This window comes from Streptomyces sp. HUAS MG91, from assembly GCF_040529335.1.
GTDB lineage: Bacteria > Actinomycetota > Actinomycetes > Streptomycetales > Streptomycetaceae > Streptomyces > Streptomyces tabacisoli.
In genome coordinates this window covers 2222464-2233142 of record NZ_CP159534.1, presented here as the reverse complement: position 1 = coordinate 2233142, position 10679 = coordinate 2222464, and the positions used below count along the sequence as shown (strand labels likewise).

The 10679-nt window shown below is 72.0% G+C and carries 12 protein-coding genes; 6 read left to right on the top strand and 6 right to left on the bottom strand.

The window, feature by feature from the left end; genetic code table 11:
* Positions 1–202: 202 nt before the first annotated feature.
* Together ABII15_RS10350 and ABII15_RS10345 are read right to left on the bottom strand one after the other, a co-directional pair.
* Positions 203–715, bottom strand: coding sequence for a lamin tail domain-containing protein (locus ABII15_RS10350; protein WP_353941990.1), 513 nt, complete (start codon positions 713–715; stop codon positions 203–205).
* A 141-nt stretch (positions 716–856) separates the two neighbouring features.
* A complete protein-coding gene (locus ABII15_RS10345; protein ID WP_353941989.1) occupies positions 857–1765 on the bottom strand; it encodes a chitosanase in 909 nt (302 codons plus the stop codon).
* 223 nt (positions 1766–1988) lie between these two features.
* Between ABII15_RS10345 and ABII15_RS10340 the strand changes: the two genes are divergently transcribed.
* The 3 genes from ABII15_RS10340 to ABII15_RS10330 all read left to right on the top strand — a co-directional run bounded on the left by ABII15_RS10340 (position 1989) and on the right by ABII15_RS10330 (position 3982).
* Positions 1989–2192 (top strand): hypothetical protein, encoded by a 204-nt coding sequence (locus ABII15_RS10340; RefSeq protein ID WP_353941988.1) that lies wholly within the window; start codon positions 1989–1991, stop codon positions 2190–2192.
* On the top strand, positions 2189–3316 hold the full coding sequence (locus ABII15_RS10335) for a hypothetical protein (protein ID WP_353941987.1): 1128 nt from the start codon (positions 2189–2191) through the stop codon (positions 3314–3316). Before ABII15_RS10340 ends, ABII15_RS10335 begins: the two co-directional genes overlap by 4 nt.
* 84 nt (positions 3317–3400) lie before the next feature.
* On the top strand, positions 3401–3982 hold the full coding sequence (locus ABII15_RS10330; protein WP_353941986.1) for a HutD family protein: 582 nt from the start codon (positions 3401–3403) through the stop codon (positions 3980–3982).
* Positions 3983–4013: 31 nt separating this feature from the next.
* Here ABII15_RS10330 and ABII15_RS10325 read toward each other — a convergent pair whose 3' ends face one another.
* The 4 genes from ABII15_RS10325 to ABII15_RS10310 all read right to left on the bottom strand — a co-directional run bounded on the left by ABII15_RS10325 (position 4014) and on the right by ABII15_RS10310 (position 7875).
* Positions 4014–4739 (bottom strand): glucose 1-dehydrogenase, encoded by a 726-nt coding sequence (locus ABII15_RS10325; protein ID WP_353941985.1) that lies wholly within the window; start codon positions 4737–4739, stop codon positions 4014–4016.
* Positions 4740–4820: 81 nt separating this feature from the next.
* The gene (locus tag ABII15_RS10320; protein ID WP_353941984.1) at positions 4821–5864 is read right to left on the bottom strand and encodes an acyl-CoA dehydrogenase family protein; all 1044 of its coding nucleotides are present in this window, start codon (positions 5862–5864) and stop codon (positions 4821–4823) included.
* Positions 5864–7003 carry an acyl-CoA dehydrogenase family protein gene (locus ABII15_RS10315; protein WP_353941983.1) on the bottom strand — a complete coding sequence of 380 codons (1140 nt, stop codon included), beginning with the start codon at positions 7001–7003 and terminating at the stop codon, positions 5864–5866. Before ABII15_RS10315 ends, ABII15_RS10320 begins: the two co-directional genes overlap by 1 nt.
* Positions 7003–7875: an enoyl-CoA hydratase gene (locus tag ABII15_RS10310; protein WP_353941982.1), complete on the bottom strand. Its 873-nt coding sequence runs from the start codon at positions 7873–7875 to the stop codon at positions 7003–7005. The genes ABII15_RS10315 and ABII15_RS10310 overlap by 1 nt, the downstream gene beginning before the upstream one ends.
* A 122-nt stretch (positions 7876–7997) precedes the next feature.
* On the opposite strand from ABII15_RS10310, the gene ABII15_RS10305 reads away from it, so the two are divergent.
* Genes ABII15_RS10305 through ABII15_RS10295 form a run of 3 tightly spaced genes read left to right on the top strand, consistent with a single transcriptional unit; the run spans position 7998 to position 10615 of the window.
* Positions 7998–8780: an SDR family oxidoreductase gene (locus ABII15_RS10305; RefSeq protein ID WP_353941981.1), complete on the top strand. Its 783-nt coding sequence runs from the start codon at positions 7998–8000 to the stop codon at positions 8778–8780.
* A 28-nt stretch (positions 8781–8808) separates the two neighbouring features.
* Positions 8809–9423 (top strand): TetR/AcrR family transcriptional regulator, encoded by a 615-nt coding sequence (locus ABII15_RS10300; protein WP_353941980.1) that lies wholly within the window; start codon positions 8809–8811, stop codon positions 9421–9423.
* Between the two features lie 34 nt (positions 9424–9457).
* Positions 9458–10615: an acetyl-CoA C-acetyltransferase gene (locus ABII15_RS10295; RefSeq protein ID WP_353941979.1), complete on the top strand. Its 1158-nt coding sequence runs from the start codon at positions 9458–9460 to the stop codon at positions 10613–10615.
* Positions 10616–10679: the final 64 nt, after the last annotated feature.

Here is a 10679-nt window from a genome sequence, read left to right as displayed (position 1 = left end):
ACGCTCGCCCCACTGTCCCCGACCGGACGACTGGGCGGGCGTCGCGGTGCGTTCGGGGACGGTCACTTGGCGGGGGCGACCCAGGTGGTGACGACGGCCGCCGCCACGGCGAGCACCCCGACGAGGCCCAGCCAGCGGGCCGCTTCGACGAGTCGTGACCCGGGTGGCCGCGCGAGGGTGGCCGCCCGGGTGTCGGTGTGACTCAGTTGTGGAAGCCGATGTATCCGTTCCCGTCACGGTCGTTGCCCGACTTCGTGTACGCGTGGGTGTCCGCGTGCGCGCCCGACGGCTTGTAGAGGTAGATCGTGTCCTTGTCGTTGTTCCACATGAAGTTGCAGTTGTTGCGGTACACGACGTTCTTCGCGTCCGAGTCCGTGCCCTTGCCGCCGCGCAGGCGGACGTAGTCGCCGGGCTCGAGGGTGTGGCTCTTGGTGAAGGTGAACCTGTTGCCGGTCTTGTCCTTGACCACGTACCCCTTGAGGTTCACCGTCGCGGTCCTGGAGTAGTTCTTGACGGTCACGTACTCCTTGGACGTGTTGCCGCCGGAGCAGCGGTTGTCGTCCCTGCCCGGGGCGTCGTACTGGACTCCGCGCACCTTCAGCGCCGAGCTGTACTCGGTGCCCGCGTGCGCGGGGGCCGCGGTCAGCAGGGCCGCGGCCGCCAGCGCGGAGACGGAGAGCGCGGAGGTGGCGGCCAGGGTCGGACGTATCTGCATGTTGTTCCTTAACGGGCGTGCGTGGAGACGGGGTTGAGTGTCGCGAGCGAGCGCCGTGAGCGCGATGCGCACGCGTGTTTCACGCTTTAGACACACCATCTTCACGTTTGGTTGCACGGGTGCGCCGTGGAAACTCCCGCCTCACCGCACCCGGTACGTCTCCCCGTACACCTGCCACGTCAGCGGCGTCCTGAGGGCGAGGTTCCCGTCGTAGAGGAACTGCCGCTGGGCCGTGTCGACGCGGCTGGTGTCGATGCCCGCCTTCTTCGTGCGCATCGCCTTGCGGCGCAGGTCGAGGAAGATGTCGAGGTACGAGGCCTCCTTGCCGCCCTGCGACGGGGTGTCGGCCTCCTTGATCGTCGCCTCGCGCAGGCCGTAGAAGCCGGTGGGGCCGGTGCCGGGGCCGTGGAAGACCATCGCGTCGTAGTAGATGAACTGGCCCAGCGTGCCGAGGCCGTCCAGCTTGGCGAGGCGGACCGCGGGGTCGAAGTAGGCGCGGTCGCGTTCGCCGTCCTGGGCGTCACGGAAGGCCTGGCGGGTGGCCTCCTTCTTCCACGCGGCCGGGAAGCCGGGGTCCAGGCCCTCGTGCGAGTCGGTGCCGTCGACCTCGCGCAGGGCGGGGAGATAGCGGGCGAGGCCGTTGTCCGGGTGGCTCTTCGTGTAGCGCTCGACCAGGGTCAGGAGGTCGTGGGTGCCGCTGCAGAAACCGATGATGCCGGCCGTGTAGCCCTGCCCGTCGCCTATGTCCTCTATGTAGGCGTAGGCGCTGCGCCAGTCGAGAGTGGAGTTCTCCGCGCTGGCGACGAGCTGCTGGGCCAGTTCCTTCTTCGCCGGAGCGGCCAGGCCCGGCGGAAGGCTCGCGATCATCTTGTCGTCGGCCCTGCGCTCGGCCGCCGACTCGTCCGACTCGGGGGAGCGCGCCGACGCGGACGCCGAGGGACGGGCCGAGGAGCCCTCGCTCTCGCCACCGGGCGACAGAACAGAGAACGCCACCGTGGCGGCGGGAGCCACGGCGATGAAGGAGAGAAGCAGGCATCCGGCGCGTTTCATGCGGCACACAGTAAAGCCACGACACCTCCACCCCGAGGCGGGGTGGACGCCCCTCGGCCCGGCCCACTATTGACCCGAAGTCAGTCGAGGGTCGGGCTCGGGCGGAGTCACCCTTCCCGCACTCGAGGTCACGGGAGGATCTGTGAGCACCGAAGCGTTGTCGCGACCGGGAGGACCGGGAGGACCGGGGGAGCCGGGGGAACTGGCACAACTGAGTCAGGAGTTGGGCGTCCGGCCTCCCGCCGCCTTCGCCGAACTGGCCGCGGGGCAGCTCACCGTGCTGAGTGACGCGCTGCGCCGCGAGCACGAGAGCCGCGCCGCCGGTCTGAACGAGGCCGCGGAGAACGCCCTCACCCTGGTACCCGCACTGGCCAGGGGCCCCGTCCGCAGGGTCCTGTTCCGCCCGTCAGGAGGCTCCCGACCGTGAACGGCTCCGAGGCGCTCCAGTGCCGCGCAGAAGTCCTCAAGATCGAGCGGGTGCTCGCCGTCGCCCCGGGCACGCTCTCCTTCCTCGACGGACGGTCCGCCGCCGACCTGCGGCGCTTCCGTGAACAGGCCGTCGCCGCGCTCTTCGACCGGGCGCCCGACATGATCGACCGGATCGCCGCCGCCACCAGGCTGGTGCCCGCGACCGTCTCCGCCGCCATCGCGCAGAAGGCGCTCGGGCCGCGGCTCGCCGGCGCCGTCGCGGGCCGGATGGAACCCGCGCGGGCCGCCGCCGTCATCGACCGGCTGCCGGTCGCCTTCACCGCGGAGGCCTGCGCCCACCTCGACCCGCGCCGCATCCCCGGCATCGTCGACCGGCTCGACGAAGACCTCCTCGTGCGCATCGCGGTGGCCCTCGCGGGGCGCGGCGACCACCTCACGATGGGGCGGTTCGTCGGACACGTACGGGACTCCGCGCTGCTCCGGATCATCCCGCGGGTCGACGACGCGGCGGTGCTGCGGACCGGCTTCCTCATCGACCGGCGCGACCGGCTCGGCCGGGTCGTCGAACTGATGGGACAGGAGCGGCTGGCCCGGGTCGTCGCGGCGGCCTCCGGCGCGGGGCTGTGGCCGGAGACGCTGGCCGTGGCCGGCATGGTCACCGGCGAACGGCGCACCCAGATCGCGGAACTCACCGCCGACCGGCCCCGGGCGGAACTGGCGTCCCTGGTGTCCACCGTCGCGGCCGAGGGGCTGTGGGCGGAGCTGCTGCCGCTCGTCGCGCTGCTCGACGACGACCGGCTGCGCACCGTCGCCGCGCTGCCCGCGCTGCGCGATCCGGAACTGCTCGCGGACGTGGTGCGGGCCGTGGTGGCGAGCGGCCTGTGGGGCGCGTTCCTGCCGCTGGCGGACGCGCTGCCGACCGCGTCCCGCACGGTGATCGCCGCGACGGCGGCCGGGCTGCCGGAGGCCGACCTGACGGAACTCCTCCTCGACGTGGAGCGGCGGAACCTGTGGGAACTGGTCCTGCCGCTGATCGAGACCATGCCCGAGTCCGGCAAGGCCCGGGTGTTCACCCTGCCCGCCTTCCGGCCGACGGGCCGCGCGGAGGGCCTGACCGGGTAGGCAGGGGCTGATCCGGTGGGGTCGGATCAGGGCGGGCCGAGGCCCTGACCAGGCCGGCCGAGCGGTCCCGTACGCTCGGTCTCCGTGATCGACATCGACGTACGGGACCTCCCCGCCGCTGACCGCACCGCCGCCCTCTGGAAGAACGGGGGCGGCGTCACCCGCGAGGTCTTCTGCCATCCGCAGGGCGCGGGCATGGCGGACTTCACCTGGCGGGTGAGTCTCGCCGAGGTCGCGGCCGACGGCCCCTTCTCCGCGTTCCCCGGCGTCGACCGCACCCTCACCATGGCCGACGGCGACGGCATGGAGCTGACCGTCGACGGCCGGACCGTCCTCGTCGACAGCCCGTACGCGCCCCAGGACCTGCCCGGCGACGTCCCCACCGAGTGCCGGCTGCTCGGCGCCGGGAACGTCGTCAACCTCAACGTCATGTGGCGCCGCGACGCGCTGCCCGCCGCCCCGTCCGTCGCCGTCGTACGCGGCAGCCTCGAAGTCGGCCCCGAAGCGACCCTCGTCGTGGCGCTCGGCGAGGAGGGGGCCGAGGTCGCGGGCCGGGTGCTCGGCCGGTACGACGCCGCCCTCGTCGCCGGAGTCGCCCCGGTCCGCGCCATGGGCCCCACCGCCGTCGTCACCGGCATCGCCCCCGCCGGCGGCCGATCCGCCTGAACCGCTCCTCGCTCGGCCGACGGCGGAGTGCTCAGCCGGTGGTCGACCCTCCGTCCACCGTGAACTCCGCTCCCGTGATGTACGACGCCGCGTCCGACGCGAGGAAGAGCACGAGCGGGCCGACCTCCTCCGGGCGGCCCATCCGGCCCAGCGGCAGATGCGACCAGTCCCGCCCGGTGACCGATGCCGCCACCATCGGGGTGTCGATCGCCCCCGGGTGCACGGAGTTCACCCGGATCCCGTACGGCGCCAGGTCCAGCGCCGAGGATCTGGTGAGCCCGCGCAGGCCGAACTTCGACGACCCGTACGCCGCGTGCCCCTTGATGCCGATGAGTCCGGCGGTCGACGAGATGTTCACGATCGAGCCGCCGCCACCCGCCCTGAGAGCGGGCACGACGGCCTGGATCCCCAGGAACGGGCCCAACAGATTGACCCTGAGCAGCGTCTCGAAGTTCTCGTACGTCTCGTCCTCGACGGACGCGGTGCGCCACAGCGCCGCGTTGTTCACGAGCGTGTCGAGGCGCCCGTGGGCGTCGAGCGCGGCCCGCACGGAACCGGCCCAGTCGTCCGCCGACGTCACGTCGTGCCGCACGAACAACCCCTGCCCACCCAGGGACGCGGCGACTTCGCGGCCTTCCTCCTCCCGTACGTCCGTCAGCACGACCCGCGCCCCGGCCTCGGCGAACAGCCGAGCCTCGACAGCACCCTGACCGCGCCCGGCCCCCGTGACGATCACGACTTTGCCGTCCAGCGACATCGGCAACTCCCTTCCGGCTCCGGTGATGTGACGGTGCGGGGCGCCCCTCATGGGCGCCGTGCTCCCGTGGTACGCGCTTCCTCACCGTCCCCCGGACACCACACGCTCCCGGCACCGCGCAGGCGTCCCCCACGCGTCCCGCAACGGCCGTGCCTTCCGCAGCCACCACGACAGATCCAGCTCCTCCGTGTATCCCACGGCGCCGTGCAGTTGCAGCGCGGCCAGGGCTGCCCGGTACGCCGCCTCGCCCGCCGCCACCTTGGCCGCCGCGATGTCCTTCCTCGCTCTCTCGTCGGCTCTCCCGACCGCGCCGTGGTCCGAGACGGAAGCGACGGAGCCCCGGCCCGCCAGGGACAGCGCCGCCCCGAACACCAGCGGCCGCGCGAACTCCAGGCCGAGCAGCGCGTCCGCCAGCCGGTGCTTGACCGCCTGGAACGAGCCGATCGGCACCCCGAACTGCTTGCGCTGCCCCACGTACTCGACGGTTCTGCGCAGCAGTTCGAGGCCGACGCCGAGCGACTGCGCGGCGGTGAGCAGCGCGGCCAGATCGGTGGCCCGCGCCACGGCCCGCGCCGCGTCCTCCGCGACGATCTCACCGGCCTCGACCCGGAACAGCCGCCGCGCCGGATCGGCCGACTCCACCACCGCGCCCCGCACCACGGCACGCCGCACCTTCGACCCCGCCGCCACGAACACCGCGTCCGCCGCGTCCGCGTCCAGCACGAACGCGTCAGGCTCCGCGCCCAGCGACACCACGGCCCGGCCGGCGGCGATTCTCGGCAGCCACTCCTTCGCCGCCCCGCCCTCCGTCCCGCCGTCCTCGGCCAGATCGGCCAGCAGCGCCGCCGCGGCCGCCGTCTCCACCACCGGACCCGGCACCGCGTGCCGCCCCAACTCCACGTACGCCAGCGCCAGCTCGACCGGGAGCAGCCCCACGCCGTCGTACGCCTCGGGCACGGCGAGAGCGAACACCCCCGCGTCCGCGATCCGTGTCCACAGATCCCGGCCGGGCCCCGGATCGCCGGCCGCCCATGCGCGGACCGCCGACGGGGTGTCCGCCGCGCCCAGCATCCGGTCGAGCGTGCGGCCGAACTCGGCCTGCTCCGTGTCCAGCAGGAACCTCATCAGCGACGCCCCTTCGGCAGGCCGAGCAGCCGCTCGGCGATGATGTCGCGCTGTATCTCGTTCGTCCCCGCGTAGATCGGGCCCGCGAGCGAGAAGACGTACCCCTCGGCCCACTCGCCCGCTGCCGTCTCCCCGTCCGCGCCGAGCAGATCGAGCGCCGTCTCGTGCAGCGCCATGTCGTACTCCGACCAGAACACCTTGTTCAGACTCGACTCGGCGCCGATCTGCTCGCCGGCCGCGAACCGCGACGCGTTGGCATACGTGAACAGCTGGTACGCGCGCGCCCCAATCAGCGCGTCCGCCACCCGGTCCCGCACCGCCGGGTCCTCGCCGCGCTCCCGCCACAGCCGCAGCAGCCGCTCGGCGGAGGCGAGGAAACGGCCGGGGGAGCGCAGGGTCAGCCCTCGCTCGTTCCCCGTCGTGGACATCGCGATGCGCCAGCCCCGGCCGGGCTCGCCGATCACGTCCTCGTCCGGCACGAACACCTCGTCCAGGAACAGCTCGGCGAAGGCCGGCTTGCCGTCGAGCCGGCCGATCGGCCGGACCGTGACGCCGGGCGCGCGCAGATCGAACATCAGGTACGTGAGCCCCTGGTGCGGCTTGGGCGCGTCCGGGTCGGTGCGGAAGATGCCGAACGCCCGGTCCGCGAAAGCGGCCCGCGACGACCACGTCTTCTGCCCGTGCAGCAGCCAGCCGCCGTCCGTGCGCACCGCCCGCGACCGCAGGGACGCCAGATCGGAACCCGCTTCCGGCTCCGACCACGCCTGCGCCCAGATCACCTCGCCGCTCGCCATCGACGGCAGCACCCGCGCCCGCTGTTCGTCCGTCGCATGGTCGAACAGCGTCGGGGCGAGCAGATTGATGCCGTTCTGCGAGACGCGGCCCGGGGCGCCCGCCGCGTAGTACTCCTCCTCGAAGACGAGCCACTTGAAGATGTCGACACCGCGGCCCCCGAACTCCTCGGGCCACGACACCACCGACCAGCGGTCGGCGGACAGCTCGGCCTCCCACGCGCGGTGTGCGGCGAACCCCTCCGCCGTCTCCAGGGAGGGCAGCGGATCGGCCGGGACGTGCGCCGCCAGCCATGCGCGCGCCTCGGCGCGGAACGCGTCCTCGTCCGGGGTGAGGTCCAGATCCATCACGCACCCGCCCTTCCGGCCCCGGCCCGCTTCATCGCCGCCACGTCCATGCCGCCCAGGGAGTCGGCCGCCGTCTCCGCGTTGTGCGCGTGCGCCACGTGGTGCAGGCCGAACACCGAGTCCATGCCCGTCTGCAGTCCTTGCAGGTCCTCCGCCTGGTTCACCGCGCGCTTGGCCAGGGCCAGACCCAGCCGCGGCATGTCCGCCACCCGCCGCGCCAACGCGTCCGTCTCCGCGCCGAGATCGGCCCGCCGCACCACCTTGTTCACCATCCCCACCTCGTACGCCCGGCGCGCGCTCATCCGGTCGCCCGTGAACAGGAACTCCTTCGCGATCCGCGGCGGCATCACCCACGGGTGCGCGAAGTACTCGACGCCCGGTATCCCCATCCGCACCACCGGGTCCGCGAAGAAGGCGTCCTCGCTCGCCACGATCAGGTCGCACACCCACGCCAGCATCAACCCGCCCGCCACACACGCCCCGTGCACCGAGGCGATCACCGGCTTGGGCAGCTCGCGCCAGCGGCGGCACATCCCCAGATACACCTCCGACTCCCGCGCGAACCGGGACTCCGCGCCCTCCTTGTCGGAGTGGTCCCACCACAGCCCCGCCCGCCGCTCGAACGGCAGATGCGCGTCACGCTCCGGCGTGCCGATGTCGTGCCCCGCGCAGAAGTGCTCGCCCGCGCCCGCGAGCACCACGACCTTGACGCCGGAGTCCGCCGAAGCGCGGTAGAAGGCCTCGTCGAGGGCGTACGTCATCGCCGAGTTCTGGGCGTTGCGGTACCGCGGCCGGTTCAGCGTCACGTACGCGACCGGGCCCTCGGCCGCGTACAGAACAGGTCGTTCGGCGTCGGTGTCTGGTCCGGGCATCGGCGTCATCCTTCCCTAACAAGTGTTTGGTAGGTTACCGTAGCGGCACGAGCGGCGTCGAGAGCCTTCCGGCGGAATCGCTCGAACCGACCGGCTGAGCAGCGAGTTGAGGAGGCGCGGACATGACCACCCCCGCATACGAGCCGGCGCATGACCTGCTCGCCGGCCGCACCGCCGTGATCACCGCGGCCGCCGGGGCCGGCATCGGCGGCGCCACCGCCCGCAGATTCCTGGAGGAGGGCGCCCGCGTCCTCATCAGCGACGCGCACGCCCGCCGCCTCAAGGAGTCCGAGCAGGCGCTCGCCGAGGAGTTCGGCCCCTCGCGCGTGGCGTCACAGCCCTGCGACGTCACCGACGAGGAGCAGGTCGCCGCTCTCTTCGCCCGCGCCCACGACCTGCACGACGGACTCGACATCGTCGTCAACAACGCAGGTCTGGGTGGCACTTCGGCCCTCGTCGACATGACCGACGAGCAGTGGACCAAGGTCCTGGACGTGACGCTGAACGGCACGTTCCGCTGCACCCGGGCCGCCCTGCGCGCCTACCGCGACACCGGCCGCACGGGCGTCGTCGTCAACAACGCCTCGGTGGTGGGCTGGCGCGCCCAGGAGGGCCAGGCCCACTACGCCGCGGCCAAGGCGGGCGTCATGGCACTGACACGCTGCGCCGCCGTGGAAGCCGCGGAGTACGGAGTCCGGGTCAACGCGGTGTCGCCCAGCCTCGCCATGCACCCCCACCTGGTGAAGGTCACCTCGCCCGAACTGCTGGCGGAGCTGACGCGGAAGGAGGCCTTCGGCAGATACGCCGAGCCGTGGGAGGTGGCCAATGTGATCGTGTTCCTCGCCTCCCGGTACTCCTCGTACATGACGGGCGAGACCGTCTCGGTGAGCAGCCAGCACCCATGACCGATCCGACGGGGACCACAATGGTCGCGTGCCTACGAAGAAGAAGCCCCAGGTGACCGCATCGCCCGAGCGGCGCCGCGAACTCCTCGACACCGCCGCCGAGGTCTTCGCGGCCCAGGGCTACAACGCCACCACCGTCCGCAAGATCGCCGACCACGCGGGCATGCTCGCCGGCAGCCTCTACTACCACTTCGACTCCAAGGAATCGATGCTGGAGGAGATCCTGCGGACCTTCCTCGACGAGCTCTGGTCGGGCTACGACGCCGTGCTCGACGCCGAACTCGGGCCCCGGGAAACCCTCGAGGCCCTCGTCACCGAATCCTTCCGGGAGATCGACCGGCACCGCGCCGCCGTCGCGATCTACCAGAAGGAGGCCAAGCACCTCGCCGTGCAGGAGAGATTCGAATTCCTCGCGGCGTCCCAGCGCAAGTTCGAAAAGGCGTGGCTGACGACCCTGGAGCGCGGGGTCGAGGACAGGAACTTCCGCGCCGATCTCGACATCCGCCTCACCTACCGGTTCGTGCGCGACACCGTATGGGTGGCCGCGTCCTGGTACCGGCCCGGCGGACAGCACAGCCCCGAGGAGATCGCCCGCCAGTACCTCTCGATGGTGCTGGACGGCATCGCCGTACGGCCGACCTAGCCGTACGCGTCCACAGACACGGAAGGGTTCCGTCATGGCCGAGGCCTACATCGTCGAAGCGGTCCGCACGCCCGTCGGACGGCGCAAGGGAGGCCTCTCGGGTGTCCACCCGGCCGACCTCGGCGCCCACGTCCTCAAGGAACTCGTCACCCGCACCGGCGTCGACCCGGCCGCCGTCGAGGACGTCGTCTTCGGCTGCCTCGACACCGTGGGCCCGCAGGCCGGCGACATCGCCCGCACCTGCTGGCTCGCGGCCGGCCTCCCCGAGGAGGTGCCCGGCGTCACCGTCGACCGGCAGTGCGGCTCCTCCCAGCAGGCCCTGCACTTCGCCGCCCAGGGCGTGCTCTCCGGCACCCAGGACCTCGTCGTCGCCGGCGGCGTGCAGAACATGACGATGATCCCCATCGCCTTCGCCTCCCGGCAGGCCGCCGAACCCCTCGGCCTCACCGACGGCCCCTACCTCGGCAGCGAGGGCTGGCGCGCCCGCTACGGGAACCAGCCGGTGAACCAGTTCCACGGCGCCGAGCTGATCGCCCAGAAATGGGGCGTCACCCGCCGCGACCAGGAGGAATGGGCCCTCCAGTCCCACCAGCGGGCACTGCGCGCCATCGACGAGGGCCGCTTCGACCGCGAGACCGTCGCCTACGGGGACGTGCGCGTCGACGAGGGGCCGCGCCGCGACACCACCCTGGAAAAAATGGCCGGACTCAAGCCCGTCCTCGACGGCGGCACCATCACCGCCGCCTGCTCCTCCCAAGTCTCCGACGGCGCCGCCGCCCTCCTCATCGCCTCCGAACAGGCGGTCCGTGAGCACGGCCTCACTCCCCGTGCCCGCGTCCACCACCTCTCCGTACGCGGCGAGGACCCCATCCGCATGCTGTCCGCGCCGATCCCCGCCACCGCGTACGCCCTGAAGAAGACCGGCATGACCATCGCCGACATGGACCTCGTCGAGATCAACGAGGCGTTCGCGCCCGTCGTCCTCGCCTGGCTGAAGGAGACCGGCGCCGACCCCGCGAAGGTGAACGTGAACGGCGGGGCGATCGCTCTCGGCCACCCGCTCGGCGCGACCGGTGTGAAGCTGATGACCACCCTGCTCCACGAGTTGGAGCGCACCGGCGGGCGCTACGGCCTGCAGACCATGTGCGAGGGCGGCGGCCAGGCCAACGTGACGATCATCGAGCGACTGTGAAGATCCACGTCCGCCGTGCTAAGATCTAAGCGTTGCAGTTTTGGTACCCATAGACTTTATGTGC

Bases quoted from the DNA above. Each gene is read 5' to 3' on its own strand.
- ABII15_RS10295 (WP_353941979.1), top strand. From the start codon at position 9,458: ATGGCCGAGGCCTACATCGTCGAAGCGGTCCGCACGCCCGTCGGACGG.
- ABII15_RS10325 (WP_353941985.1), bottom strand. From the start codon at position 4,739: ATGTCGCTGGACGGCAAAGTCGTGATCGTCACGGGGGCCGGGCGCGGT.
- ABII15_RS10350 (WP_353941990.1), bottom strand. From the start codon at position 715: ATGCAGATACGTCCGACCCTGGCCGCCACCTCCGCGCTCTCCGTCTCC.
- ABII15_RS10345 (WP_353941989.1), bottom strand. From the start codon at position 1,765: ATGAAACGCGCCGGATGCCTGCTTCTCTCCTTCATCGCCGTGGCTCCC.
- ABII15_RS10315 (WP_353941983.1), bottom strand. From the start codon at position 7,003: ATGGATCTGGACCTCACCCCGGACGAGGACGCGTTCCGCGCCGAGGCG.
- ABII15_RS10310 (WP_353941982.1), bottom strand. From the start codon at position 7,875: ATGCCCGGACCAGACACCGACGCCGAACGACCTGTTCTGTACGCGGCC.
- ABII15_RS10305 (WP_353941981.1), top strand. From the start codon at position 7,998: ATGACCACCCCCGCATACGAGCCGGCGCATGACCTGCTCGCCGGCCGC.
- ABII15_RS10320 (WP_353941984.1), bottom strand. From the start codon at position 5,864: ATGAGGTTCCTGCTGGACACGGAGCAGGCCGAGTTCGGCCGCACGCTC.